This window comes from Providencia sp. PROV150 (assembly GCF_028481025.1).
GTDB lineage: Bacteria > Pseudomonadota > Gammaproteobacteria > Enterobacterales > Enterobacteriaceae > Providencia > Providencia hangzhouensis.
Genome location: NZ_JAMPPJ010000021.1, coordinates 198,661 through 224,370, shown reverse-complemented (window position 1 = coordinate 224,370; position 25,710 = coordinate 198,661). Strand labels below are relative to the sequence as shown.

Annotated in this window: 27 protein-coding genes and 1 pseudogene; 5 read left to right on the top strand and 23 right to left on the bottom strand. The window is 41.0% G+C overall.

Annotated features, from left to right (window positions below):
* The first annotated feature begins 70 nt into the window (after nt 1–70).
* Together PSE83_RS14920 and PSE83_RS14915 are read left to right on the top strand one after the other, a co-directional pair.
* Nucleotides 71–1,051: a hypothetical protein gene (locus PSE83_RS14920; RefSeq protein ID WP_175427131.1), complete on the top strand. Its 981-nt coding sequence runs from the start codon at nt 71–73 to the stop codon at nt 1,049–1,051.
* A 402-nt stretch (nt 1,052–1,453) separates the two neighbouring features.
* Nucleotides 1,454–1,771 carry an MGMT family protein gene (locus PSE83_RS14915; RefSeq protein ID WP_004258995.1) on the top strand — a complete coding sequence of 106 codons (318 nt, stop codon included), beginning with the start codon at nt 1,454–1,456 and terminating at the stop codon, nt 1,769–1,771.
* A 229-nt stretch (nt 1,772–2,000) separates the two neighbouring features.
* Here the strand turns inward: PSE83_RS14915 and PSE83_RS14910 are convergent, their stop codons facing one another.
* Nucleotides 2,001–3,572 (bottom strand): AbgT family transporter, encoded by a 1,572-nt coding sequence (locus PSE83_RS14910; RefSeq protein ID WP_004258999.1) that lies wholly within the window; start codon nt 3,570–3,572, stop codon nt 2,001–2,003.
* A 456-nt stretch (nt 3,573–4,028) separates the two neighbouring features.
* Between PSE83_RS14910 and PSE83_RS14905 the strand changes: the two genes are divergently transcribed.
* On the top strand, nt 4,029–4,409 hold the full coding sequence (locus PSE83_RS14905; RefSeq protein WP_004259005.1) for a DUF1992 domain-containing protein: 381 nt from the start codon (nt 4,029–4,031) through the stop codon (nt 4,407–4,409).
* Between the two features lie 200 nt (nt 4,410–4,609).
* Entirely contained in the window at nt 4,610–5,017 is a 408-nt protein-coding gene (locus PSE83_RS14900) for a DUF2628 domain-containing protein (protein WP_036958052.1), read from the top strand.
* A gap of 74 nt (nt 5,018–5,091) precedes the next feature.
* Here the strand turns inward: PSE83_RS14900 and PSE83_RS14895 are convergent, their stop codons facing one another.
* The 18 genes and pseudogenes from PSE83_RS14895 to PSE83_RS14810 form a co-directional block, all read right to left on the bottom strand.
* Complete coding sequence (locus PSE83_RS14895; RefSeq protein WP_036958053.1) at nt 5,092–5,793, bottom strand: helix-turn-helix domain-containing protein; 702 nt, start codon at nt 5,791–5,793, stop codon at nt 5,092–5,094.
* Between the two features lie 177 nt (nt 5,794–5,970).
* The gene (locus PSE83_RS14890; protein WP_004259016.1) at nt 5,971–6,306 is read right to left on the bottom strand and encodes a tRNA-binding protein; all 336 of its coding nucleotides are present in this window, start codon (nt 6,304–6,306) and stop codon (nt 5,971–5,973) included.
* 196 nt (nt 6,307–6,502) lie between these two features.
* Nucleotides 6,503–6,829, bottom strand: a complete 327-nt coding sequence (locus tag PSE83_RS14885) for a DMT family transporter (protein ID WP_004259019.1) — start codon at nt 6,827–6,829, stop codon at nt 6,503–6,505.
* A 21-nt stretch (nt 6,830–6,850) separates the two neighbouring features.
* Nucleotides 6,851–7,279, bottom strand: coding sequence for a DMT family transporter (locus PSE83_RS14880; RefSeq protein ID WP_004259023.1), 429 nt, complete (start codon nt 7,277–7,279; stop codon nt 6,851–6,853).
* Between the two features lie 55 nt (nt 7,280–7,334).
* The gene (locus PSE83_RS14875) at nt 7,335–8,000 is read right to left on the bottom strand and encodes a hypothetical protein (protein ID WP_226617001.1); all 666 of its coding nucleotides are present in this window, start codon (nt 7,998–8,000) and stop codon (nt 7,335–7,337) included.
* A 41-nt stretch (nt 8,001–8,041) separates the two neighbouring features.
* Nucleotides 8,042–8,686 carry a phosphate propanoyltransferase gene (locus PSE83_RS14870; protein ID WP_004259030.1) on the bottom strand — a complete coding sequence of 215 codons (645 nt, stop codon included), beginning with the start codon at nt 8,684–8,686 and terminating at the stop codon, nt 8,042–8,044.
* The gene (locus tag PSE83_RS14865; RefSeq protein WP_047757251.1) at nt 8,683–9,120 is read right to left on the bottom strand and encodes a BMC domain-containing protein; all 438 of its coding nucleotides are present in this window, start codon (nt 9,118–9,120) and stop codon (nt 8,683–8,685) included. Before PSE83_RS14865 ends, PSE83_RS14870 begins: the two co-directional genes overlap by 4 nt.
* A 13-nt stretch (nt 9,121–9,133) precedes the next feature.
* Nucleotides 9,134–10,084: a choline TMA-lyase-activating enzyme gene (gene cutD, locus PSE83_RS14860; RefSeq protein ID WP_004259033.1), complete on the bottom strand. Its 951-nt coding sequence runs from the start codon at nt 10,082–10,084 to the stop codon at nt 9,134–9,136.
* A gap of 87 nt (nt 10,085–10,171) precedes the next feature.
* A complete protein-coding gene (cutC, locus tag PSE83_RS14855; RefSeq protein ID WP_164565546.1) occupies nt 10,172–13,603 on the bottom strand; it encodes a choline trimethylamine-lyase in 3,432 nt (1,143 codons plus the stop codon).
* Nucleotides 13,604–13,661: 58 nt separating this feature from the next.
* Nucleotides 13,662–14,792 carry a 1-propanol dehydrogenase PduQ gene (locus tag PSE83_RS14850; protein ID WP_004259053.1) on the bottom strand — a complete coding sequence of 377 codons (1,131 nt, stop codon included), beginning with the start codon at nt 14,790–14,792 and terminating at the stop codon, nt 13,662–13,664.
* 7 nt (nt 14,793–14,799) lie between these two features.
* Complete coding sequence (locus PSE83_RS14845; protein WP_004259057.1) at nt 14,800–15,057, bottom strand: EutN/CcmL family microcompartment protein; 258 nt, start codon at nt 15,055–15,057, stop codon at nt 14,800–14,802.
* 26 nt (nt 15,058–15,083) lie between these two features.
* On the bottom strand, nt 15,084–16,715 hold the full coding sequence (locus PSE83_RS14840) for an acetaldehyde dehydrogenase (acetylating) (protein WP_110591169.1): 1,632 nt from the start codon (nt 16,713–16,715) through the stop codon (nt 15,084–15,086).
* A gap of 70 nt (nt 16,716–16,785) precedes the next feature.
* On the bottom strand, nt 16,786–17,064 hold the full coding sequence (locus tag PSE83_RS14835; protein ID WP_004259063.1) for a BMC domain-containing protein: 279 nt from the start codon (nt 17,062–17,064) through the stop codon (nt 16,786–16,788).
* Nucleotides 17,065–17,079: 15 nt separating this feature from the next.
* The gene (locus PSE83_RS14830; RefSeq protein WP_004259066.1) at nt 17,080–17,364 is read right to left on the bottom strand and encodes a BMC domain-containing protein; all 285 of its coding nucleotides are present in this window, start codon (nt 17,362–17,364) and stop codon (nt 17,080–17,082) included.
* Nucleotides 17,365–17,385: 21 nt separating this feature from the next.
* A complete protein-coding gene (locus tag PSE83_RS14825; RefSeq protein WP_004249182.1) occupies nt 17,386–17,664 on the bottom strand; it encodes a BMC domain-containing protein in 279 nt (92 codons plus the stop codon).
* Nucleotides 17,665–18,299: 635 nt separating this feature from the next.
* Nucleotides 18,300–18,818, bottom strand: a complete 519-nt coding sequence (locus PSE83_RS14820; RefSeq protein ID WP_004259073.1) for a FidL-like protein — start codon at nt 18,816–18,818, stop codon at nt 18,300–18,302.
* A complete protein-coding gene (locus PSE83_RS14815) occupies nt 18,815–19,657 on the bottom strand; it encodes a transcriptional regulator (protein ID WP_094961558.1) in 843 nt (280 codons plus the stop codon). Before PSE83_RS14815 ends, PSE83_RS14820 begins: the two co-directional genes overlap by 4 nt.
* A 79-nt stretch (nt 19,658–19,736) precedes the next feature.
* Nucleotides 19,737–20,309, bottom strand: a pseudogene (locus tag PSE83_RS14810) (TetR/AcrR family transcriptional regulator).
* Nucleotides 20,310–20,612: 303 nt separating this feature from the next.
* Here PSE83_RS14810 and PSE83_RS14805 point away from each other — a divergent pair.
* Nucleotides 20,613–21,170 carry an NADPH-dependent FMN reductase gene (locus PSE83_RS14805; RefSeq protein WP_004259089.1) on the top strand — a complete coding sequence of 186 codons (558 nt, stop codon included), beginning with the start codon at nt 20,613–20,615 and terminating at the stop codon, nt 21,168–21,170.
* A 240-nt stretch (nt 21,171–21,410) separates the two neighbouring features.
* Here PSE83_RS14805 and potD read toward each other — a convergent pair whose 3' ends face one another.
* From potD to potA, 4 genes are all read right to left on the bottom strand, one after another.
* Nucleotides 21,411–22,460 (bottom strand): spermidine/putrescine ABC transporter substrate-binding protein PotD, encoded by a 1,050-nt coding sequence (potD, locus tag PSE83_RS14800; RefSeq protein WP_272660958.1) that lies wholly within the window; start codon nt 22,458–22,460, stop codon nt 21,411–21,413.
* Nucleotides 22,461–22,619: 159 nt separating this feature from the next.
* Entirely contained in the window at nt 22,620–23,408 is a 789-nt protein-coding gene (gene potC, locus PSE83_RS14795; protein WP_272660957.1) for a spermidine/putrescine ABC transporter permease PotC, read from the bottom strand.
* Entirely contained in the window at nt 23,405–24,268 is an 864-nt protein-coding gene (potB, locus tag PSE83_RS14790; protein WP_272660956.1) for a spermidine/putrescine ABC transporter permease PotB, read from the bottom strand. The genes potC and potB overlap by 4 nt, the downstream gene beginning before the upstream one ends.
* A complete protein-coding gene (gene potA / locus PSE83_RS14785; RefSeq protein ID WP_004259102.1) occupies nt 24,255–25,364 on the bottom strand; it encodes a spermidine/putrescine ABC transporter ATP-binding protein PotA in 1,110 nt (369 codons plus the stop codon). The genes potB and potA overlap by 14 nt, the downstream gene beginning before the upstream one ends.
* Nucleotides 25,365–25,710: the final 346 nt, after the last annotated feature.

Genomic DNA, 25,710 nt, shown 5'->3' with positions numbered 1-25,710 from the left:
TGCCGCAGCACAGCCTTGCCAATTATTGCCACAGGCGAAATAAAAAATACAAATGTGGGAGCTTACTGAAATGAAATTTAAAAAACGGTCATGGCAAAGTGGCGTGTTCTTTCTCCTTCTGATGTCAACTTCTGCCGCGTATGCCGGAGTGACATGCCGACCGGGTAATAGTGTACCCGGCTCGACGGGAAATGCGTGGAACCCACTCCCTGAAGTCTATATTGATATGAATACAACCCCCGGCACCGTTGCTCCCGGCACGCTATTGGGCTCTGCCAGTAGTGGTTTCTTTTCATGGGCTTGTGTGTTTTCAGGCTCAAAGGCGGAGCGGACAATTTGGTTTAACAACCAAACGCCAACAACCATAAAAAATACACTTAAAAACAGCGGTGTTAGGCTTTATCAGGACAGTATGTATAGTGGCTCTGTTGAAATAACTGCGGCCAACACCCCGCAGTTAGAAGTGGGCGTCTGGGAAGCGGGCCCTAAAAATGTGCTATTTGGTTACACGTATCGAGTGGTCAGAGGTACGGGAGAGTTAAAATCTTTTGATACCGGTGTTTTTAATGTTGGTTATCACAGTGATTACCAGAGAAAAAGTTTAGGGGATATCTATCAGGCGAGGATTATCGGGAAATTGGTGAACTATTGCCCAACACCGATTGTCCGCATGAGCGATAAAGTGGTTGATTTTAAAGAGCTCACAGCTGAAAATTTTGAAGGTGGTCAAACAGTTAGAGAAAACTTTTCATTAGATTTAGTGCCCGATTCAACGTGTGATGCGGCATTAGAAGTCAGTGTTGCGTTCCAAAGCAACAGTGGCGTGATAAATAAAAAGTACATCGTCTTTAACAATGGCCTACAAGCTGCAATTACAGACAGAACCAATAACCAACAGGTTGCGTTTGATCAGTATTATTATAAAGGGAGTATCAGTAAACAACAGCCCGGCTATTTCCCTTACAGTATCGAGTTATCCAAGAAAGATGCTGAAGCCATTAAATCAGGGCAGTTCAGTAACACTGTGAATGTTTTATTTACCTACCGTTAGTGAGTTTTAGGTTTGTATTAAGTCAATATCACCTTTGTGCGGTGGTATTGGCTTAGCCTAAAATGGAGGAGAGATATGAGATTTTTGCCTTAATCTCTACAATGTCACTTACTATTAGTAAAAATAGTAGAAATATCAAGAAGGCGTGTGATATTAAGAAAGAGATAATTCAAATCAAAGATCCTCTACGCTCATGAAAAATATAATTACTTAATTCAACACCATTTACAGCTTAAAACTCAAGTCATAAAACAGATACTTCTCCCTCTCATCCCATTGTGGTGATTTCCGCCAAAGAAAACTATCACATTGACAAACTTGCTATACAATTTAATCATGCACTGCCCACCAACACCTACATATTTAGGTTGATAAACACCCATCGTAATTGAGGCTATAACCATGAACAACGCGCCATCTTTCCGAGACATCATTTATAGCCTTATAGGGAGTATCCCAAGAGGTAGAGTTGTCACTTACGGAACGTTGGCAAAAATGGCAGGTTACCCAGCTCATGTACGCCAAGTTTGCCAAGTTATTAGAACCATCCCTGCGGGAAGTTCTTTACCTTGCCACCGTATTATTAATAGTCAGGGTAAGTTATCAGTAAAAGGCGAGTGCTATCTACGTCACAAACAAGCCCTTATAAATGAAGGTATTATTTTTGACTTGAACGATAAAATAAAACTAAAGGACTATTTCTGGGAGGGACTTGATTAGCTCTTTCATTCTATTAAGTATAAAAATAATTTTTTACCGTAATATTGTAATTGTTGGTACTTAGTAAAATAAACTGTCTCACTCACAGCAGTTTATTTTCATAATTACTATCTAATCTAGTTCCTATGTTTAAAATAACAAAATCATAACTTACATCCTCATTGGTTGCCCTTCATCCAATGAATTAAAAATAGGGCAACCAATGGTTTTTCAATTAAATATCAAAACGCTAACTTCCCGGTGTGAAATAAATCGGGGAACCAGGCCCTACAGGAATCCCTAATACAAATACCCATACGATAAAGAATAATGACCAACCAATGAAGAAAATGATGGAATAAGGCAACATCATTGAGACAAGTGTACCAATCCCTGCATCTTTCTTATATTTCACAACAATCGCCATAATTAAGCCAAAGTAGCTCATCATCGGTGTGATAATATTCGTGACCGAATCACCAATTCGGTATGCCGCTTGAATAGTTTCTGGCGCATAGCCCGCTAACATTAGCATAGGAACAAAAATAGGTGCCGTTACCGCCCATTGGGCTGATGCTGAGCCAATCATTAAATTAATAAATGCACAGATAAGAATAAAGCCAATAAACAGCACACCACCGTGAAGGTCGATACTATTTAAGAAGTTAGCACCTTTAACTGCGATAACTTGCCCGATGTTTGTCCAACCAAAGAAAGCAACAAATTGTGCGGCAAAGAAAATGATAACCAGATATAAGCCAAGAGTACTCATTGCCCCTGCCATTGCGTCAACAATGTCTTTATCCGAGCGCATAGTTTTAGCAATATAGCCATACACAATACCCGGGACGGCAAAAAACACAAAAATAAACACCACGATGCCTTTTAGGAAAGGCGAGTTGCTGACTAACCCAGTATCTTGGTTACGTAATATTCCATTTTCGGGTACCACCATTAACGCCAAAATTGCCGCTAATCCCCAGAAGGTAACTGATGCCCAGAATAACGCTTTTTTCTCAAGTGGAGTAACGTTTGCAGAAGCATAAAGGCTATTTTCATCTTCATCAACGGCACCACCTGTATATGGACCCAACTGGGGTTCCACAATTTTTTCGGTGATCAAATAACCTAAAATAGTGATTAAAAACGTACTGGCAAACATAAAGTACCAGTTTGCTTCTGCACCCACGATATAAGTTGGATCAATGATTTGCGCAGCTTGCTGAGTGATACCCGAAAGTAACGGGTCAACCGTACCTAATAGTAAGTTTGCTGAATAACCACCTGAAACACCAGCAAATGCGGCGGCAAGACCCGCTAAAGGATGACGACCTAATGAGTGGAAAATAATGGCAGCCAGTGGAATAAGCACCACATAGCCCAATTCTGCCGCGGTGTTTGACATGATCCCCGCAAACACGATAGCCATTGTGGTTAATTTTCGCGGAGCTTTGGTGACAATTAAGCGCATAGCCGCGGAAAGTAAGCCGGCCCGCTCTGCAATTCCAACCCCTAATAATGCCACTAATACCGTCCCTAATGGTGCGAAACCTGTAAAATTGGTGACGACATTCGCAATAATTTTTCGGATCCCTTCGGCATCCAATAAACTTACAATATGAATAATACCGTCTTCTGCCCGCCCTTTTGCGCCTTCTGGGCGCGGATCTGGCACGCTTACACCAAAGTACTGACCTATTGCTGAGGAAACTAATAAAATTGCAATTAAAATAATAAATAAAATGACGGGATGTGGTAGTGCATTACCTAGCCACTCAACCGTTCGCAAAAAACGGCTTCCCTCTTGCTTCTTTTGTTCCATATTTTCTCCTTATAAACAAGAAAAACGGACATTACACAATGTTTTTGTTTTTTACCATTTACAAATAGATCATTTCAAATCAACAAAATTCACACGATTTAGACATAAAATTCAACATAATTAGGGATAATTCATTTTTATTAGGTATTAATATTATTAATTTAAATAAAGACGTTAATTAAAACCAAGGTAAATCAGATAAATTAATTTCTATAAGTGTGGTCAATATAACAATTTTCATATTATCCATGACGTTTATTCGTCATTTATCACTAATTAAATATTATTTTTTAGCAGTTTTATTTCATATTAATAGTAAAAACCTTATTTATAAACACTCGATAAAACCTTACTTATAATTCGGAATAACAACCCCAACAAAGAATAATCTACCAACTTTCTTTATATTGATATGGAAGGCTATAATAGTAAAAAATCAATTCATGGAGTCACATCATGTCAGTCATTGATCTTTGGGCAGAACGCCATATTCAAGAAGCTCTGAGTAAAGGGGAGCTTTCAAATTTAAATGGGGAGGGAAAAATGTTACAGCTTGAAGATGATAGTTTAGTTCCACCTGAACTTAGGGCTGGGTATCGAATATTAAAGAACTCGGGCTATTTACCTACTGAATTACAACAAAGGAAAGATGCACTAACGCTAAGCCATATGCTACAAGGTCTCTCTGTGGACGACCCCAATTATACGTCGGTGAGTAAGCAATTAGCTTTACTCGAACTAAAACTCAAACAAGCCAATGTAAATACTGATTTTTTACATGGCAACTATGCAAATTCAATTTCTGAACAAATAGCCAACAAGTCAAATACCAAATAATGTAGGTAAGTCTTACAATAAATTAATCCATTATCCGTTTACTATTTATCTTAATCATTCTTCCTTTATTTTTCTTTGCTTGATTCGTTATTAAAAATGCCCCTTAATAGTCATATTAAGACTATTTACCTCTTTTTTATATGGTTATCCAAGTATTATCAATCCCTATTTTATACTTATTAATAAGCAAGAGATGGAAAATGGAACAGAAACAATATTCTAATAAATGGCAAGAACGTTTCGACTTTTTTGATAAGCATGGTGCTCCTGATACGCCTGAATTCAAAGCAGCGTTGAAAGCCGCCTCTTTCGGTAAGCGTATTCTCATTAATATGAACATTTTTGCCTTCTTCTTCGGTATTATTTACTTCTTGATTTTAGGGCTGTGGAAGAAAGGGTTGGTGATGCTTGGTATCACTCTTGGGGTTGGTCTAGTTTTGAATATTATTGATTTTATGATTGGTGGAACGATCCCTAATGCCGTCTTTACAGGGGTATCTGTCGGTATGTCAGCGCTGTGGGCCATGGTTGCCAATTATGCTTACTATATTAAAGAAACCAAAGGATTGGACAACTGGAACCCATTTGAAGGGATCCGCATGGTCTAAGCTGTAAAAAGATAAAAATTGGCTGCGGGCGAGGTGGCTAATTTTTATCTGGCAACAAAGCTCCCCAAAATAACCTACCGTAAGTGACTTCCCTGCAAACGATATTCATTCGGTGTTTTGCTATAAAATTGGCGAAATGCATGACTAAATGCCGAATGTGAGTCATAGCCCACCGCTAATGCAATTTGTTCTATTGATTTATTGGATAATAATAAGCGCCCTGCCGCTTCCATGCGTTTTTGTAATAGAAACTGCATCGCCGTTAACTGTGTTTCAGCCTTTATTTTTCGTTGAAGCGTACTCACTGACATACAAAAAGCCGTTGCCATATCTTCACAACTAATAGGATGGTGTAGACGCAGTTCCACCCATTGAGAAAGCTCATCAATCCATTTATTTTCAGGTTTTAACTGGGCCAATAATAAACGAGCAACCGTAAAATTATGTTCCGGAGCTTGTGGGAAGTTTTGCAACCAATTCAAAAGACCAATTGCGGCAGGTGTCAGAGTAAATTGCGTCATTTTTTCATTTAATGCCCATTGTGCTGTAGCAGGCATTTCTAATACGTAATTTTGATTTCCTAGCTGCCCGCTAAAAGCATGGCTCACACTAGGCGGGATCACGACCCCCTTTCCTGCATTTAACAGAAAATGTTGCCGGTACATATTAATTTCCATCTGCCCAGATAACGACAAAACGACTTGCCACTGCCCATCATGTTGATGAGAAATGACGTCGTTCGAATATTGGCGAAAATGAAGCTCAGGTAATCGCAAAGGGTCATACTCCTACTAATACTGAAGATAGCAGTATAACCTTTTTATTGATGAATGGCAGTGATGGCACCGACTACGCTAGACGGCAAGCAAACGAGCCCCTAGGAGCATACAAAAGTATGTGACTAGGGCGAGCGAGTGAAGCCAACAACGCGATAACACGAAGTATGACGAGCATTAGGCTAAAAGCGCCCCATTCGGCAAAGGTAAGTTAAATTCAGCAAGAACAATCGCCCCCTTTTCATCAGGTGCCCCCGTGATCAACACTTCCGATTTAATGCCTGCTATACGCTTGATTTCAAAGTTACACACACATAGTACCTGCTTACCAATCAAATCATCTGGCGTATAATTGACAGTGATCTGTGCGCTAGAGCGCTTAATACCCAATTCGCCTAAATCAACTTCCATAACATAAGCTGGCTTTTTGGCTTTACTGTTGACTTGTGCACTAACAATAGTCCCAACACGCATTTCAACACGGGTAAAATCATCCCATTCAATAATTTGCATAAATCCATTCCTAAATTAAATTACTTATGTGTAATAAATTAACATACAACAGACTTTGCGGTTTATCGCCAGAACGTCATTTTATGTAGCCAAACCACCACAGGGCTCAGATGATAAGCAAAAAATAACCCTCATAAAAATGAGGGCTAAAGATAAATAACAGAAAGTATGTTGAAGTACGGCGTTTTCTTTTTTACTACATCGTTGAAAATGTATTCATAATGATCCCACCAGTGATAATGAGGCCCATCGCAAATACTGCTGGGAAATCGGGTTTTTGTTTATATAAAATCATAGAAACGAGTGTCACACCGACAATACCAAACCCACACCATAATGAATAAGCCACACCGACTGGGATATAACCCATTGCACGGGTTAGTGCGAAATAACACAAGCAATAAGCAACAATGACTAATACAGATGGACCCAATTTGCTAAAGCTATTGGTCTTTTTTATCATTGAAGTACCCGTTATTTCAGAGCCAATAGAAAGCGCTAACCATAAAAATCCAGTAAACATAATATTCCCCTTAACTTTGAATTAATGAGCTGTGTTATTTTTTGTTGATAATAATGAAGACTCAGTTTCATCTTTAGATGGTTCAGTTTCTTCCGGATCATCGGAGCCCATTTTGGAGAATAGATTCATGATCACAATGCCACTCGCGATCACGGCCATACCGATCATCGCCGCAGTGTCTGGGTGTTGCCCATAAAATAGCATGCCGAGGGTAGAAACCATTAAGATCCCTGTACCTGACCATGTTGCATAAGCCAAACCAACAGGAATATATTTTACTGCCCGAGAAAGTGAATAGTAACAAATAACATATAGCACAACGATTAATGCCAATAATAATGATTTAGTCATACCTTCACTATTATCAAACATTTTTAAGGTCGATGTTGCTGAGGTTTCAGAAACAATAACCGCCAGCATCCAAAGCCATGACTTTGCTTTAGGGGACATAGATAATACTCCTACAATAAATAGAAAGATTAATTTTTAATTTGATTAAATAACTTTATTTTTTAAGAGACTTTAAATAATCGATTGCTGAATCTGTTAATTTATTTTCATTCGCGCAATACCCCCTAGGGTTATTCATTACTTCCTTTAAAGTAATATAGCGATTTGGATGTTCATCATTTATTTCAGGTTTTAAATTTTCAGTAATATCACGAATTAAAAATTTATTTTCTATTTCATTAAATGAATCAAAATAAACACCTAACTTGATTGCTTTAGTGATATTTTCTTTAATCAACTGATTATAATTTTCATTTTTATTTAAACCTAAAACCTGACTTAATTCACTTTCAGGGCAACAATGGTATTTCAGTGCCAATATCGGCATGTTTTGTGATAATGCATGAAAGACTAACTCACTTTCCTCACTCATAAACAAACCATTGGCTATCTCACCAACGACTTTTGCATCAATAAACGGTAAAAACAGGCTGTCATAATGATTTAAACTATTTATTGATAAGGTGCTTTTATTTATAACACTTCCCAATTCAGCCCATTTTTCAACATCAAAAGACTGGTGCATTGATGCGGTGGCATAAAAGGAAAAAGAAACAGAATCTAACTGTGCCAGTCTTTGGTAAATAGCTTGCTGATACCCCTCAACAGGCGATAGCACCACCAGAACTTGTCGCTTTAACTGACGTAAAACTTGCTGCACAATTCGCTCGATCAGTTTTTCGTTCATTCTGCCACCACTCCTTAGCCCGCGATAAATACGCTATCGTTATTGCGTAAGCCCGCGGCATTTGCTTCATCGGTATCAATATGAAACTCAAGAGAAAAGCGTTCATCCACTCTCACGACAACTTCATCAAACACTAAGCTGCGTTCACCTTCAGTACGGATATTCACCTTTTGCCCATTCACCACATTTAATGCTCTTGAGTCCATCACACTCATATGAATATGACGCTGAGCACAAATAACCTGCGACTCAAGATTGACATGCCCCGCTGGGCCAATCAGTAAAGCATTGCCTGAACCTGCCATGTCACCTGACTCTCTTACCGGCGCTTTTATACCAAGCGCAAAGCAGTCGGCCTTAGACACTTCTAATTGCGTTTTTGGGCGAACAGGCCCTAGTACTCTGACTTTGCTAATCGACCCTTTTGGTCCCACCACCATGACGCATTCTTTCGCCGCAAATTGCCCGGGCTGTTTTAAATCTTTAAATGGCGTCAGCTGATATCCTTGGCCAAACAAGGCTTCAACGTCCTGTTGTGAAAGATGAACATGGCGGTTAGATATTCCGACAGGGATAGCAATGTTGGAAACGCTGCCTTGTGCTGGTGTATAGGCTGAAAGCCGCTCCAATATTTTCCCCATTAATTGCTCATTCATCATGATTTTTTCCCTTTACGCGGGTCATTCTTGATGTCTTTCACATTGATGTCGGTTTTAACTTCAACCACAGGCGCTTCTGTTTTAGCCTCAACAACCGCTTTTTCCACTAACTTTTCTGCTTTTACTTCTGGCTGAAGACTTTTCTCTAACTCACCTTTTTTACTTTTCACTGTTAGCAATTTACTGATTACGCTTTCTTCAGGCCGCGCAATCACTAATGAGCCGACGAGTAGCTGACTATTGGCGATCACTTCAATACCATGGTCAACTGCGGTGCGAACAGCACTGATTTCGCCTTGGAAACAAACGGATACCAGTCCAGAGCCGATTTTTCGATAACCTACAATTTCTACACTGGCGGCTTTACACGCCGCATCAGCAGCCTGTATTGCGGATGTCAGTCCCCGAGTTTCAATTACGCCTAAACTTTTCATCTGTCTCTCCTACTTAGTGACGAACCAGTCGAATATCGAAATCAAATTGTTTGAAGAATGCTTCAAGTTGGTCTAATTCTTCTGCACTATAGGTTGGGTCTTGCTTAACAGGATAAATCATATCCAGTTTGTCGTACTTACCGCGGCCCAACTGGTGATAAGGCAGAATATCGATGCGTTTTACATTGCCGCGTTTGGATAATTCCATCGCATAGTTAATCGCCCCTGTAATGGCATCAAACGAGTCGTTATAGCCACGAACTAATGGCATTCTGACAACCACGTTCGCGCCGAGATCAATCAATCTTTCGAGGTTGCGGCGAACATTTTCATTGCCAATACCGAATAGATTTTTATGCTGCGCAGTATCAATATGTTTAATGTCATAGAGGAATAGGTCGACAACTTCAGCTAACTTTTCATAGTTTTCTAACGATGTTGTACCTTGGGTTTCTATTGCGGTGTTGATCATCATTTTTTTACACTCACGCAGTAGAGCGACTGCAAAATCGGTTTGTAGGCTCATTTCGCCTCCACCGATTGTCACACCACCACCGGAAGAAATATAAAAATCATAATCTTGCATGATGATATCCATCATTTCGGCCACAGTGACATCTTTACCCATGATGTCTAATGCACCGCCAATGCATACTTCTTCACATTTACGGCAACCGATACAATCAATGCTGCGATTCACGCGGTGAATTTGCTCACCTTGCTCATTAATAGTTTTGTAGTGGATCCCTGTCGGGCAGACATCAACGCATTTCCCACAATTGACGCATTTATCGTGGGAAAACATCACTTGAAACTGGCTACTTAACCCTTCTGGGTTAGCGCACCATGGGCAACGAATATTGCACCCTTTTAAGAAAATCAGTGTTCGGATACCGTCGCCATCATAAATCGAGTATTTTTGGATATTAAATATCCGACCTTTAATCTCTGCCGCGCTCATCATTGCACCTCTAACACTATGTTTATAAATCAGAATTTATTATTGTTGTTATAAAATGGCAGGTATAAATTCATACCTGCCTACATGGGTTTAGAACTTCTCAATTACAGTACGGCTAATAATTTCATCTTGAACTTCTTTACAGAGTTCAACGAAGTAGGCGCTGTACCCCGCGACACGAACGATTAAATCACGGTATTTTTCAGGCTCTTGCTGGGCTTTTTTCAGCATTTCGTTATCGACATAGCTGAACTGCATTTGGCCGTTTCCTAAGATAGAAGCGGTTCTTAGCAAGGTGATTAAGCCGTGGCGGCCTTCTGGTGTGTCCAATAAGCCTTTTAAGAACTTAAAGTTATGCACCATGCCAATGTTCATCGTTTCAACATTCATTTTGCTGATTGATTTAATGATGGCAGTTGGGCCTTGTTTATCCGCACCTTGTGTTGGGCTGATACCATCGGATAACGGCATCCACGCCAAGCGACCGTTGGCACTTGCTGCGGTTAACTCACCAATCGGCGTGTTGTTGGAGATGGATAAAGTTCCGTGACTCAGTGTTGAATACAACATGTCGTACTTACGACACTCACGCTCTGTCCACTCCGTAATATCGAGTGCGTATTGGTCAACATAGTCATCATCGTTACCAAATTTAGGCGCATTTAAGCAGTCACGGCGTAATTCGTCATAGCCTTCAAAGTTAGCTAATAATCCATCACGAATTTGCTCAAGGGTGTAGCGGCCATCTTCATAAACCAATTTGCGAATCGCGACAATGGAGTCAACATAGGTTGCAAGACCAGAGAAAATCAGCCCTGGGCCGTGGTTGATCATCGCCCCACCCGCTGCAACGTCTTTCCCTTTTTCCATACAGCCTTCCACTAGCAAAGACATTAAGGGTTTTGGTGCCACATCACGGTGAACTCGCTGGCTGATAACGGTACCGATAGCGGATAAGCGAATAATATGAGCAATCTGCGCTTTCACTGCATTATCAAAGTCTTCGAATGTTTTCAGGTCACGTAAATCACCGGTATCTAAGCCTTGGTAGCTATCGAATAGCACCATGCGACCACGGTTTAATACAAACTCAATCGCGATTGGCCATTGGGTGTAACCAGTTGATGTCCATTGATAAATACGGCCTGATTTCTGTGGCTCAACACAGCCCATCAAGCAGTAATCACGCGCATCTTCAAAGTCAAAGCCTTTACGCAACATCATTTTGATGTGGGAATCGTCGAAGTGACAGGCAGGGAAGCCCATTCCGGCTTTCACGACATCAACGATTTTTTCCATGTATTTCTGTGGTGATTGGTTATGAATACGGCATGCCAACGATGGCTGATACACTTTGACGAAGCGAACCGCGTCCATAATTAAGTAAGTCAAATCGTTACAAGCATCACCACCAGAACGTTTTTGTCCACCCACCGTTAAGTTGATAAATGGCTGATAACCGGCAAAATATTTCGCACCCAGCTCACTCGACATCCACATTAACTCAGCACACTTGATGATAAACGCCTGCATCATTTCTAATGCTTGGTCTTGAGTTAAACGGCCTGTTTTGATGTCATTTTCATACATTGGGAAGCAATATTGGTCGAGACGTCCTAAAGAAAGACCTGTTTGGTTTTCTTCGATTTCAAACAGTGACTCAACAGTCCAAATGCTTTGTAATGCTTCTTGCAACGTCGCCGGTGGGTTCGCTGGCACGTTTTCATTGACTTGTGCGATAGTCAGCAATTCTTCGCGACGTTTTTGGTCTGACTCCAGCACGGCTAATTCACGAGCATGCGCAGCAATACGGTGTGAATACGCCACTACCCCTTCACAGGTTTCAATTGACGCTTTATAGAAATAAATACGGTCAATATCTTCTGGGTTTTCCATGCTTAACTCAGCCAGTTTCGCCTGAGCATCTGCTTTAATGCCATTCATTCCTTTGGTGAATAACAGCACGTCATAACCCGGACAAGTATCTCCACCACCGTTGATTTGGTGATAAGACAAGTCACTGACAAACGTTTCACCGCTGAATTCCCATACCCCCGCTTCGCGGTATTGAGCCTCACAAATTTCATCCAATGAGCGCCCTTCCCAGAATGGCGCGATTTCCTCGCGGATCACTTTTTTGTCTTCTTCTGAGATAACAAATGGATCTTGTGGGCGCGTACTCATGGTATCGAGTTCTTCGACCACCCAGCGCCATGCGATATCTGGAGAGAAAGCACCCGCACGGGCTTTACCACATGGATGGCCTACAATCAGTTCTTCCGGCTGAATTAAGATTGGCGCAGTTTCACAAGCGCGGCGGAATGCTTTCGCACGCAATAGAATTGGCGGTAAACCAGGGTTATTTTTGACAACTTCAGTGAAGGCGAGTGCACGATAGATAGACACACTTGGGCGTGCTTCTAAGTAGCGGTTACGCAAGCGTTGTAAGCGAGGCGTTAACCCTTCCATCACTTTGAATTCAGTTTCCGTTTGTGCCGTTGGAGCAACATAGCTGGCATTTGGCGCGGCGTATTGCGGCTGAATGCTGTTTTTTCCGCAATATAAACGAACTTTTAAGCCGTTATTGATGGCACTGATGTTTTCATGAGCAGATAACATCATAGCTGATAATTCGTTAATGCATACACGAGGGTCATTCAGATAAATGCCGTCTTTTAATGCATCGAACATTGGGTAGCCATCGACTTGCTTGGTTGAGCGAACTTCAGAGAGCTCAGCCAGTTTCAACCATAAACTTTCTACAATCTCATAAGCTTGTGCTTGGGTTAAGCGGCCTTGTTCAATATCGCGTTGGTAGAATGGGTAAACTGCTTTATCGAACCCCATTGGGTTAACTGCATAACTGCCATTTTCTAAATGTAGGATAAGTTGCAGTAAATAGAACGCTTGGCAAGCTTCTTTGAAGGTTTGTGCTGGTTTTGCTGGCACATTACGTAAAATTGCTGCGCTTTCTTGTAACTCTGCGCGACGGTATTGATTAGACTCTGCTGCTGCCATGCTCTCTGCTTTAGAAGCTAAAGCTTGCGCAAAATGGATAGCGGCATCACATGCGTAAATTGCCGAGCGGCAGTTATTCGCCTCATCAATACTATTACGGCTAACTGCACTGCCGATATTTCTAACTTTATTTTCTAATTGCGCTTTGATAGCTAAAAAACCGATGTTTAATACCGCTAAGTAATCGGGTGCATCAATGGCGCTATCGCCAGCTAAAAACGTATAAATGCTGTGGCTGTTGATTTCATTTTCAGTATGGAAAATCGCCCCACGAGGCGTTGATGATTGGCTACCAATAATCAACTCATCTTGGGCAATAAATGCAGGAAAATGACGGATAAATTCATAAAAACGTTGTGCAGGTTTAATCGCCTGCGGTGCGCCAGACAGTTGGTTGCCAAGCGCTTCTAAAATATTGGCACGTTCAGTAATAATTGAGCTATTGCGGGCACTTAAGCGTTCAGCCAGCATTTTTACGCGTGGGGTCAAAGCATATTTATTCATGTTAGCCTATCCTGATGTTCTTTCTAGTTTGTTGTTCATCACATAAAAGCGTTAACTGTTAAAAAGACTGTCTATACAGCACTTCCAGTTGCACCTTGCTCACATCCCGTGGATTGGTCGGAGTGCAACTATCGCGCAGTGCTTGCCCAACCATTTCCCCTAAACGGGCGTTAAAATCGAATTCATTAATACCGGTTGCTTGAATGCCTTTTGGCATATTCATTTCATCTTTCAATACGTTGATTGCCATAATTAAGCTCTCAACGCCTTCACGTATTGTTGAAGCAGGTAAATTCAAGTTTCTTGCAAGACTCGCGTAACGTTTCGCGGCTTCGCTATCACAGCGGCCTTCAAAATCCGCATTGAAAGCCACGACTTGAGCCATCAATAAGGCATTGGCACGACCATGTGGAATATGAAATACGCCGCCTAATGCATGGGCTAAGCTGTGAGTTATCCCAAGTGATGCGTTAGTAAAGGCCATACCGGCAATACATGAAGCGTTGTGCATTTTTTCGCGTGCCACTAAGTTGCTACCGTCGCGATAACAATCAATTAAGTGACCAAAAACCAATTGCACTGCTTTTTCTGCTAAGGCATCCGAAAAATCAGATGCGGTGCGAGAAACATACGCTTCCAGTGCATGACACAGCACGTCCATACCTGTATCTGCAGTAATCGAAGCTGGTACGGATTTCACCAGTACAGGGTCTAAAATGGCGACATCTGGCAGCATGAATTCGTCAACTAAAACCAACTTTTCAGACTGTGACTTGATGACTGAAAATGAAGTCACCTCTGAACCCGTCCCACTGGTGGTTGGGATCGCGATAAACTGCGGTTTGACTCGATTGACGTTTTTTCTGGTGTGCCAGAGGGAGTAAATAACAGCTTTCGCAGCATCAATCACCGACCCACCACCGAGTGCAATCACCACATCTGGATATTGCATATCCATGATTTTCATGCCGTTAACAATGGCTGAAATGTCTGGGTCCGGCACAACATCGTCGTAAATCGAAAATGTGATGCCACTTTGGGTTAGCCTGCGAGTGACTTCATCAGCTAAGCCAAACTTCACCATCGCTTTGTCAGTGACGATAAAGGCATGGTGAGCACTCATTTGTGAGATAAAATCCAATGCGTTAGCACCGAATTGGACTTTAGGTTTAATCAAAAACTGGTTCATGCTGTTTTTACTCCTTGGTATAAACCTTCTCAACAATGGCAACCACTGACATGGCTTTGTAATTGTCTTTATTCAAAGCGAAGTAAGCTTCAGCTAACACAATGTCGTTAATACCTGCGCCAACACTGTCGACTGCCACATACGTTTTGTTTTTCAACGGTTCAAGGTCATCCCCTAGCTTGGTAACCATTAATAAGTTACTGCCGCTAAGTTCTTGGCATTTCTGCGTTGCAACAACATGTCCGACTACCTTTGCGAGGATCATGGTTTATACCGCCTTATTCCAATGAGTTACTTATTTAGGCGTCCGAGAACAGCCTTGATGATTTGCTCAACATTTTCTTCAGTGATGTCACCTTGAGAAACCACCGCCTCAGCAGTCGCAGCCGTTGTTACAGTGCTGCCAAATCGGTTATCGCCAGTTGGGTTAGCCGCGGCTGGTGATGCTGCCGTAACAGGGTTACGGAAACGGTTGTCATCAAAAATACTCACTTGCGGTTGATTTACCGAAGTTGATGCTGTTGGCTGTGCAGGTGCACAAGGCTGAGCTGGCTGTCTTAAATCATCAATGGAACGTACGCCATAACCGACTTTACGGATGTTCAGCAAGTTCATCGGGCCGACGTTATCTGAACTAGAACCGCCACCAACTGCCCCACAACCGAGCGTTAAAGCAGGTGTGATATTGGTCGTTGCACCAATTCCGCCCAGTGCCGCTGGTGTATTGATCAAAATACGATTGACGGGTTTTTCCAGAGAGAATTGACGAATAACATCTTCGTTCTGCGTATGGATCACCAAGGTATGACCGAGGCCTTCGTTGGTCAGTAAGTCAACCACACGATGGCAAGCTGACTGCCAATCTTCCTCGATATACATCCCTAAAATTGGGCATAATTTTTCGCGGGAGTATGGGTTTTTCGGTGATACGGTGTCTTGTAAAGCAATCAACACACGTGTGTTAGCCGGAACAGTGAAGCCTGCACGTTGACTCAGTGTGATAGCATCTTTACCAACGACTTCAGGGTTGATAGTACCGTTCGCTCTAAGCAACATGGATGCCATGCGTTTCGCTTCATCTTCATTCATGAAGTAAGCGCCTTGAGCGAGCAGTTCACGATGAACTTCGTTGTAAATGCAGCGTTCTACAATGATCGATTGTTCTGAAGCACAAATAACACCATTATCAAAAGTTTTACTGGTGATGATGTCACTCACCGCTTGCTTGATATTGGCACTACGTTCAATAAATGCAGGGCCATTACCTGGACCACCGCTGATGGTTGGTGTACCGGATGCGTAAGCAGCGCGTACCATGCCTTCACCTCCCGTTGCCAAAATTAAAGAAACGTCTTTGCTGTGCATCAGCTCTTTCGTTGCTTCAAGAGTTAGCATCGTGACGCCATCGACAATTCCTGCTGGCGCACCCGCTTCTAATGCGGCTTTTTTGACAATTTCTAATGTGCGGAAACTGCAAGCTTTGGCATTTGGATGAGGGGAAAAGACAATGGCATTACCCGCCTTCAAGGCAATCAACGTTTTGTAGATGATGGTAGATGTTGGATTAGTAGAAGGAACTAACGCCGTGATCACACCAAGAGGAACCCCCACATCCATGACTTTGTTGACTTTGTCATCATTAATGATGCCAACGGTTTTGAGATCTTTAATGTGTTCATAAACACGCATTGAAGCAAAAGTGTTTTTCAGGACTTTATCTTGCCACTTACCGAACCCAGTCTCTTCATTGGCCATTTTTGCCAGCTCTTCTGCATGAAGTGCGGACTCAATTGCAATGTGTTTAACGATATTATCGATTTTTTCCTGCGAAAATGTCGCAAACTCTTTCTGCGCTTGTTTCGCGTTTCTAACTAGCTCTCTTGCCAGTTGTCTGGATTGCAGATCTTTGTCTAATGCAACCATGTCTTCCCCCGTATCGGAGCCAAAATTAATTCATTAACTTGTCGTGTGATTGGCTTTATCAGCCAATTACTTAGGCTTTGTGTTGCTGTGCAATTTTGCCAATATCGTTGTGTGGTCTCGCAATCACGCGTGAAGTCACCACGGTTCCGATACGTTTTGCAGCCTCAACACCTGACTCAACCGCTGCGTTAACGGCACCGACATCGCCTTTAACCATCGCTGTTACCAGACCTGAGCCAACATTTTCATAACCGATTAACTCAACATTTGCGGCTTTACACATGGCATCAGCAGCTTCAATACAAGCCACTAAACCTTTGGTTTCAATTAGACCAAGTGCTTCTTTCATAAGTAATTTCCTGTTTTATTCCGTGACTTTATACTGGGCGACGATTTTCTGAATATCACTATGAGGACGAGCGATAACCAGTGATGTCACGACGGTGCCAATACGAGAGGCGGATTCAACACCTGAATCCACGGCAGCTTTCACCGCACCTACATCGCCTTTGACCATGGCGGTAACTAAACCTGACCCAACATTTTCATAACCAATCAGCACAACATTTGCGGCTTTACACATCGAATCTGCAGCTTCAATACAAGCCACTAACCCTTGAGTTTCAATAAGACCTAATGCGTCACCCATGTTTTTTTCCTCCGGAAAAAGTTATGCCTTATGCTTAATAACGATTTTATTGATATCGTTGTGTGGACGAGCAATGACTAGTGAAGTCACAACTTCACCAACACGCTGTGCTGATTCAACACCTGAATCGACGGCTGCCTTGACTGCTCCGACATCGCCTTTAACCATTGCAGTAACGAGGCCTGAACCGACATTTTCGTAACCAATTAGCTCTACATTCGCCGCTTTGCACATCGCATCAGCCGCTTCGATACAAGCCACCAGACCTTTTGTTTCAATAAGACCTAATGCATCACCCATTGTTGTTTCCTCCGAGAAGCCTTCTTTATTTTTCTTTACCTTCGATATTCCAAGCTAATGTGTCCGAGTACATGTCCCTTGAAATATCTGGGTAATCATTTACGCCAATGGTGTCTGCGCGGTGATCTATTGAACGCAGCCTTTGGCTTCAAACTCACTATAGAACCGAAAAATAAAAACAAAATATAAATCCACAAAACGACAATATTTAGTCTTTTAACCTGAAAATTAGAGTAATTAATTAAGCTATTTACATATTCATACTGAAAAAATTAAAAATTCACGCATCTGTGTTGCAGATAAAAATGGGCTAAATAAAGATTTAGCGTTAGCTAGGTAGATTGTTAATAAAATATTATTGAGCTGATAAAGGGGGGTAATTTGTGAAATGATAACTGTGGGTCTGCTCACTCGGTTATAAGCTTTGCCTACATCAGATATCCGCGAGTTAGGTTCTAACCAAGAGATAGTCTACCTGTCATGATGTCAATTTATAGCTAAATTGAGGATATTGCAGTTTGTGAATACTACAGCAGGGAATACGACAAAATAGGAAATAAAGGGAAGTGGGATTGTCAGTTAACGATGAAGTGAACGGCTTCACCGCTAAGCTTATTTATTTAATGAGAACTGAATTAATCAAATTTGCTGCCAGGCTTTAACGTGCAGATATAAAGTGGAGAGTTAATTGAACTGAGTAATAAAGCTTTGTCATTGAGCTTTTGGGCATTAAGAAATAGCCCGTCATGGCTATCTGACATTTCTCGCATAAAGTAATCAAATATCACATCTGGTGATTCATCAATAGAAGAAGCACTTGCTTCCCATTGACTGATATTATAATGGCGCTCTGTGGGAGAAACTCGTTTTGTTGTATAACTAAATTTCACATAGCGCTGTAAGTACAACCAGCCCGCTTTAGAATCGGTATATCCTTCAACAACGATGGCTCCTTTGCCATTGGCACCAAAATTGAAATGAATATTGCCATTAACGTTTTCATCCTGCATATTTTCAAAACGCATAATGCCTTTTGTCGAGCACATTAATAAACCATCTTGTTTATTGGAAAGTAAGACCGATTGAGTGTAAATCACAACAATAATAAATAGCAAAAAGCTCAGTAAGCATAATACTTTTCCTGATATCTTCATGATGGTTTCCAAGAATAGTAAAAGTAATTATCGCAATAGCTAAATGGGTTATCTTCATTTACTGCACAATGCGCAAGAAATACTCGACCCAATCCATTAGTCTGCAATTTATCTCCATAGAAAAAAACAAACCGTTCTTTCTCGGCACAGGCTAAATTTAAGTTATTTCTAACCTTATCAAAATTTTGTACATAGTTTAGTGCGACAGAGTTATTGATCATTTTTTCATTCGATAGCACATCACAATTAGTGTGCTCAAGTACTGTCATCTTAATCGGTACTGATGGCTGGTTTGATAAATAAGCCATGACCGCGAGTAAAACGGAACACAATAAAAAGACACCGCTAGCGAGATACCAACAGATTTCTTTTTTTTCTGGCGTCAATGTTGATTCTATTTTTTTGAGGTCTGCAGGCTCAGAGATAGGTTTGGGAATTGGAGATAAAACAACCTTAGCCTCTTCTATTTCACTTAAGCTAGGGATTAACTCAGAGGGAGGAATTTTAATATCATCAATTAATTCAAGTGAAACATCTGAATTAAACTCTAATCGCCCCCTCGCCACCGTCACAATAATATTTTCAATACCATATGGACGAAATGCTTTTCTTAATATACTTAGATATTGGTTTAAATTACTGTTCGATGAAACTAATCCATTATCATCCCATACCGCTTTTAACACCTCATCTCGGGAAACAACACCTCTATGTTGAATAAAATAAAACAACAACGCATTAGCCGTTATCGACAGTTGTGCATCCACCTCATCTTCTTTTAAAGATAAAGTGCCATCAACTGCATCATATAGAATGAAAGCATTGATTTTATATTTCACTGTCGCCTCATGTGCTTATTTTATGAATAAAATTGCACTATCATTACCACTATTATTTTTACTTACGTGCTATTTTTACTTATGGAATTTGTTCAAATGATATTGTCGTTAACCGGCTAACAATCGCATCACGTTCTTGCTGTGATAACGTTTCTCCCTCAGTCAATGACGAAAGCCACAACCCATCAGCCGCATAACGCACTAACGCGCCTAAATAACTGTTATCGAACTCATCCCCCTTTTCCAAATGGTTGGTTACCCAATCTCGCCAGCACTGACGTAACACTGGCTCAGTTGGCATAGCCAAAGACAATAACGCGAGCTGAAAACTTTCATCAGATTATTTTAACTCACCAATATAGTGCAAATAAGCACGAGAAAACCGCCCATAGGGATTTGGGTCATTATCCATAATGGTATGTATTCTCTCATCCATAATCCCCAGCAATTGCACAAACAGTGCATGAATAAGCTCTTGCTTCGTTGGGAAGTGGTGCATTAACCCGCCTTTGCTAACACCCGCTTCCCTTGCCACTGCATTAAGTGAGAGTGAAGAGATCCCTTCTCTGCCAGCAATAATACGAGCAGCTTTCAGTAACTCCACTTGAAGCTTAATAGGATCTTTTTTTCTATGCTGAGCAGATTTATTCATGCAATGAATGATACCGACCAGTCGGTATGTTTCATTTTGACTAAAATCAAGTAACCCTGATTTGTTCATGGGTAAATCTAAATAGTGGAAGAGGACTCACAATATCGAATTATGATAAGTTGTAACTCCATAATTAATTTAAAAATATCAAATATTTTTGATGTTTAGTTATCTATTTTAATTTCACTTAGTTTTGCACATCCTCAGATTATGATGTTTAATAGTGAGAGTGAAACAATGCTCTATTCAATAAATAGCGGTTTGCAGTATTCCTAATTAACTCCCCGTGAAAGAGGTTTTATCATGTCAAATCAATACAATATTGGTGTCATTGTGGGTAGTTTGCGCGCTGATTCATATAATTTAGTTGTCGCTAAAGCCATGACTAAATTATTCCCCACAAATTTCACGTTTAAATTTATCAATATTGGTGAACTCCCTCTCTATAACCAAGATGCAGACCAAAATGTGTCTCCTGTTGTGGCTAATTTCAAATCTCAAATTAAAGCCTGTGATGGCATTATTTTCGCCACCCCAGAATATAACCGTTCAATGCCTGGCGTATTGAAAAATGCGATTGACCAAGGCTCTCGCCCATGGGGAGATAATTCATGGGATGGCATCCCTGCAGGAGTGCTAGGCGTATCTATTGGCAATATTAGTACGGCTATTGCACAACAACATTTGCGTAATAGCTTGGCATTTTTGAATATGCCGACAATGAACCAACCAGAGTGCTATTTGAAGTGGTATGAAGGAATGGTTGATGAACAAGGTAATATTTCACCCAAAAGTAAAGATTTTCTACAACCGTGGGCAGATACCTTTATGAAGTTTGTTGGTCATAATGCCAAACGTTAGCCATTAAAAAAGACATCACAATCGTGATGCCTGAGGTTGTTGACAAAGCGGGATAAAAGCGTGGTTTTTCCCACTTTGTGTTATCAGCCGAAAATCAATAAATTGATTTTCCTAATTTATTTTCAAAACCTATTCGACTTGCCGCCAAATATAATATGTTTGTCAGCAGTCTGAGGCATCACAATCGTGATGCCTTTTTATTATCTTCAAACCCTATTTAGCTTGCGACTAAAACAATAATTAACGTCCTGCTTTTAGCTTTTGGAAATACTCTTCATAAATAATATTAGTATTCCCCACATCACTTTGCCATTCGCCTTTTTGCAGAACTTCTTCACTTGGGTAAAGTGATGGGTCATTAGCAATTTCAGCAGGTAATAATTTTTTAGCTTCTAAATTTGGTGTTGGGTAACCAATAGATTCAGCCACTTGAGCCGCAATTTCTGGACGCAATAAGAAATTAATTAACTTATGGGCCCCTTCCACATTTTTGGCGTTAGCAGGAATAGCTAAGCTATCCATCCAGAAAATCCCACCTTCTTTTGGCCACACCACTTCAATCGGTAAGCCAGCTTGCCGCGCGACGAATGCAGAACCATTCCACAACATTCCCACATCAACCTCACCTTCAATAAATGGTGTTGCTGGGTTGTCAGAGTTGAAGGCTAAAATATTTGGGCGTAATTTTTGCAACTCTTTATACGCCTCTTCAATTTGTTTCGGATCAGTCGTATTACCTGAATAACCTAATTTAGTGAGCGCAACTTGGAAAACTTCCCGTGCATCATCCATCATCAGCAAGCTATTTTTATACTCAGGTTTCCAAAAATCCGCCCACGAGGTGACAGACTGTGGGTCAACAGCTTCACCATTAATACCTATCCCTGTCGCACCCCAAATATAAGGCACTGAATAATCATTATTCGGGTCAAATTCTTTATGGATTAAGTTTGGGTCAAGGTTTTTAAAATTGGTTAATTTGCTTTGATCAATCTTTTGTAGCATTCCTTCTTTACTCATTTTGGCAATAAAATAAGTAGAAGGCACCACCAAGTCATAAGCCCCTTCTTTATAGGTCTTTAACTTGGTATACATACTTTCGTTTGATTCATAGGTGGAGTAAATCACCTTGATGCCCGTTTCTTTGGTAAATTGCTCTAATAAACCGGGGGGAACATATTCTGTCCAGTTATAGAAATACAGTACGTCTTTGTTATCGTCAGCGGCAGTTGCCGTGCCAATACTTGCAGCCATTACCCCTGCTGCCAGTAGATAGAACCATTTTTTCATTACTGAGTTTCCCTCAACAAAGTGTTTTTATCCCTTAATGCATCAAGTAACCACTTGAATTATTTAGGGTATATATCTTATAGGCTAAATAAAGCCCACCCTCTCGCCGTATGGCATCAAAAAGGCGCTGTTATAGAAAAAACCAACACCATCACTCATTTATGATTTCGCTTTTTTCGAGTATTTATCCCGCATCACCCATTGGCTTAAACAAACGAGCAGTAAAGACATAATCAACAATACTGTCGCCAATGCGTTTACTTCTGGGGAGATCCCGACTTTTACCATTGAATATATTTTCAATGGTAAAATCTCATAACTTGGCCCCGTAACAAATGACGAAACCACCACATCGTCCATCGACAATGTAAAACTCAGTAGCCACCCTGCCACAACCGCAGGGAGCGCTAATGGCAAAATGATTTTCCTTAAGATGGTAAACTCACCCGCACCGAGGTCACGTGCAGCTTCTAGCATCTTCACATCAAAGTCCTTTAACCTTGCATACACCGTCACCACTACAAAGGGTAGACAGAATGTAATATGGGAAAAAAGCAATGACCAAAAACCTAGCGAGACCCCAAGGATCATAAATAGAACCAATAACGAAATCGCCATGACGATATCAGGTGACATCATGACCACAAATAACATGCCACCAACAAAAGGTTTTCCTCTAAAGCGATAGCGAAATAATGCAACGGCGGTTAATGTGCCAATGGCTGTCGCGAAAGTCGCTGACAAAACCGCCATGGTTAATGAATGCCCCGCAGCTTCTAATAAGCTATCGTTATTAGCTAGTAATTCATACCATTTGGTTGAAAAACCTTGCCACTGAATACCAAAACGCGACTCATTAAAGGAATTAACAATCAAAATGATGATTGGAATATAAAGATAAGCGTAGATGATGGCCATAAAACCACCACGCAGAGTACGTCCGATCATTCTTCATATGCCTTTTTATTCAGAAGCTTAGCTGCTCGGTAATACACATACAGCAATAACCCCATCATCACCGTGAGGAAAATGCTGGTTGCTGCCCCGAATGGCCAATCACGAATATTTAAGAACTGGCTCTTAATTACGTTACCGATCAGTAGATTTTTCGCACCACCCATTAAATCCGCGACATAGAACAGCCCCATTGCCGGTAATAAAACCAGCAAACAGCCTGCTATAATACCTGGCATCGTTAAAGGAATGATGATTTTCACAAACCGTTGAAATTTATTCGCACCGAGATCTCTTGCAGCTTCTATATATGACTTATCCAGCTTTTCAATACTTGAATACAGCGGCATCACCATAAACGGCAACAATATATAAATGAGACCTAGTATGACGGCTTCAGGTGTATACATAATTTTCAACGGGTTATCGATAACACCAACCCACAGTAAAAAGTCATTTAAGTACCCTTTGGTACTGAGAAAAACTTTTAACCCATAGATACGAATCAATGAATTGGTCCAAAATGGCACAATTAACAGAAACAGCATCAAAGGTTGCACCCGTTTAGGTAGCTTTGCCAATATAAAGGCAAATGGATAGCCAATAACTAAACAGAAAAAGGTTGCGATCACCGCCATATTGAGCGAGTGCAGCATGACCTCTGCATACATCGGGTCAGACAAGCGAACGTAGTTATCCCACGTAAAAACTAAGTCAACTAAGTTGGTGTCGCTACGCGTCAAAAAGCTAGTGCCAATAATCATGATATTAGGCAAGAAGACGAATAGCAGCAGCCAGGCGACCACCCCAGTGATAATAACGTTCTGCAAAATTTTATGTTTACGAATGATCATCCAGAACTACCTCCCAACTTTCAACCCAAGTCACAGCAACTTTTTGGTTAAGGGAGTGGTCGACATCGGGGTCATCTTCATTAAAGAATTCGCTAACCATGACAATTTTGCCATCTTCCATTTCAACCACTGAGTCTAACGTCATGCCTTTATAGTTACGCTCACGAACGTAGCCAATCAGCCCCGGATGGTTATCTGCATCATTCACTTCTTCAACGCGCAAGTCTTCAGGACGTAATAACACACTGACGTGTTGCCCTTCTTTGACAGAGAGCTCAGTGAAAATATCACATTCATGCCCTTCAACATTAGCTCGAATACGTTTATCATCAATGCGATACAATACTTTCGCATCAAAAATATTAATTTCACCAATAAATTGAGCTACAAACAGATTTTTCGGTTCCTCATAGATTTCGCGAGGAGTACCGTCTTGCTCAATTTTCCCTTCACGCATCACAATGATACGGTCAGACATGGCCAAGGCTTCTTCTTGGTCGTGGGTCACAAAAATAAACGTGATCCCCAGTTTTCGTTGAAGCGCTTTTAGCTCATTTTGCATTTGTTTGCGCAGTTTATAATCAAGCGCAGACAATGATTCATCCAGTAGTAGGACTTTCGGGCGATTCACTACCGCACGGGCTATCGCCACGCGTTGTTGTTGACCACCAGATAGTTGGTTGGGTCTACGCTCAGCAAAATCTTCTAGCTGCACCATACGCAAGGCTTGGTCGACACGCTTTTGGATTTCAGCCGCAGGCGTTTTTTGCATGCGCAGGCCAAATGCCACGTTGTCGAAGACTGTCATATGAGGAAATAAAGCGTAGCTTTGGAAGACGGTATTTACAAAACGGTTTTCCGCTGGAATATCCGTAATATCTTGACCATCAAGAATAATTTGACCGCCATCGGCATCTTCTAGCCCTGCAATAAGACGTAAAACAGTCGTTTTACCGCAACCAGAAGGCCCCAGAATGGTCAAAAACTCACCGTTCTGAATGGTTAAGTCAAGCTCAGAAATAATTTGTTTGCCATCAAAACCTTTACTTAAAGATTTTAATTCAATGAGTGGTGTCAGAGAGGTTGTCTCAGTCATTTATTATACACTCTATCCCTAGGAATAATGCAGATAGAACCGCCACCGTTAAAGACTGTATAAGCTTGTCGGAGGTTTACTCTGTCGACTTAAGTAACATGAGTAAATAATTTTCCCCAGCAAAGCCCAAAACCAGTAGCGCCATTTAAACTTCATAAGGCATGCATGATAAACACTGTTTTTGCAAATTGAAAGCCATTTTCACAACTTCGTTTGCCTTTCATTATGAATTCTCAATAAATAAAACAGATTTTTGAGAAAAATAAGCGACATAGCGATATATAGAATCAGTCTGTCCATATCTATAGATTTACATGATACATTCGAAGATAAAACTTAAGTCAAA

Coding starts and splice junctions, on each gene's coding strand:
- potA (WP_004259102.1), bottom strand. CDS start 25,364: ATGACTGAGACAACCTCTCTGACACCACTCATTGAATTAAAATCTTTA.
- PSE83_RS14830 (WP_004259066.1), bottom strand. CDS start 17,364: ATGGGTGACGCATTAGGTCTTATTGAAACTCAAGGGTTAGTGGCTTGT.
- PSE83_RS14905 (WP_004259005.1), top strand. CDS start 4,029: ATGTCAGTCATTGATCTTTGGGCAGAACGCCATATTCAAGAAGCTCTG.
- potD (WP_272660958.1), bottom strand. CDS start 22,460: ATGAAAAAATGGTTCTATCTACTGGCAGCAGGGGTAATGGCTGCAAGT.
- potB (WP_272660956.1), bottom strand. CDS start 24,268: ATGATCATTCGTAAACATAAAATTTTGCAGAACGTTATTATCACTGGG.
- PSE83_RS14920 (WP_175427131.1), top strand. CDS start 71: ATGAAATTTAAAAAACGGTCATGGCAAAGTGGCGTGTTCTTTCTCCTT.
- PSE83_RS14900 (WP_036958052.1), top strand. CDS start 4,610: ATGGAACAGAAACAATATTCTAATAAATGGCAAGAACGTTTCGACTTT.
- PSE83_RS14845 (WP_004259057.1), bottom strand. CDS start 15,057: ATGATCCTCGCAAAGGTAGTCGGACATGTTGTTGCAACGCAGAAATGC.
- PSE83_RS14805 (WP_004259089.1), top strand. CDS start 20,613: ATGTCAAATCAATACAATATTGGTGTCATTGTGGGTAGTTTGCGCGCT.
- PSE83_RS14825 (WP_004249182.1), bottom strand. CDS start 17,664: ATGGGTGATGCATTAGGTCTTATTGAAACAAAAGGTCTGGTGGCTTGT.
- cutD (WP_004259033.1), bottom strand. CDS start 10,084: ATGATGAGCGCGGCAGAGATTAAAGGTCGGATATTTAATATCCAAAAA.
- PSE83_RS14890 (WP_004259016.1), bottom strand. CDS start 6,306: ATGCAAATTATTGAATGGGATGATTTTACCCGTGTTGAAATGCGTGTT.
- cutC (WP_164565546.1), bottom strand. CDS start 13,603: ATGAATAAATATGCTTTGACCCCACGCGTAAAAATGCTGGCTGAACGC.
- potC (WP_272660957.1), bottom strand. CDS start 23,408: ATGATCGGACGTACTCTGCGTGGTGGTTTTATGGCCATCATCTACGCT.
- PSE83_RS14910 (WP_004258999.1), bottom strand. CDS start 3,572: ATGGAACAAAAGAAGCAAGAGGGAAGCCGTTTTTTGCGAACGGTTGAG.
- PSE83_RS14870 (WP_004259030.1), bottom strand. CDS start 8,686: ATGATGAATGAGCAATTAATGGGGAAAATATTGGAGCGGCTTTCAGCC.
- PSE83_RS14865 (WP_047757251.1), bottom strand. CDS start 9,120: ATGAAAAGTTTAGGCGTAATTGAAACTCGGGGACTGACATCCGCAATA.
- PSE83_RS14915 (WP_004258995.1), top strand. CDS start 1,454: ATGAACAACGCGCCATCTTTCCGAGACATCATTTATAGCCTTATAGGG.
- PSE83_RS14885 (WP_004259019.1), bottom strand. CDS start 6,829: ATGTTTACTGGATTTTTATGGTTAGCGCTTTCTATTGGCTCTGAAATA.
- PSE83_RS14850 (WP_004259053.1), bottom strand. CDS start 14,792: ATGAACCAGTTTTTGATTAAACCTAAAGTCCAATTCGGTGCTAACGCA.
- PSE83_RS14840 (WP_110591169.1), bottom strand. CDS start 16,715: ATGGTTGCATTAGACAAAGATCTGCAATCCAGACAACTGGCAAGAGAG.
- PSE83_RS14835 (WP_004259063.1), bottom strand. CDS start 17,064: ATGAAAGAAGCACTTGGTCTAATTGAAACCAAAGGTTTAGTGGCTTGT.
- PSE83_RS14880 (WP_004259023.1), bottom strand. CDS start 7,279: ATGTCCCCTAAAGCAAAGTCATGGCTTTGGATGCTGGCGGTTATTGTT.
- PSE83_RS14820 (WP_004259073.1), bottom strand. CDS start 18,818: ATGAAGATATCAGGAAAAGTATTATGCTTACTGAGCTTTTTGCTATTT.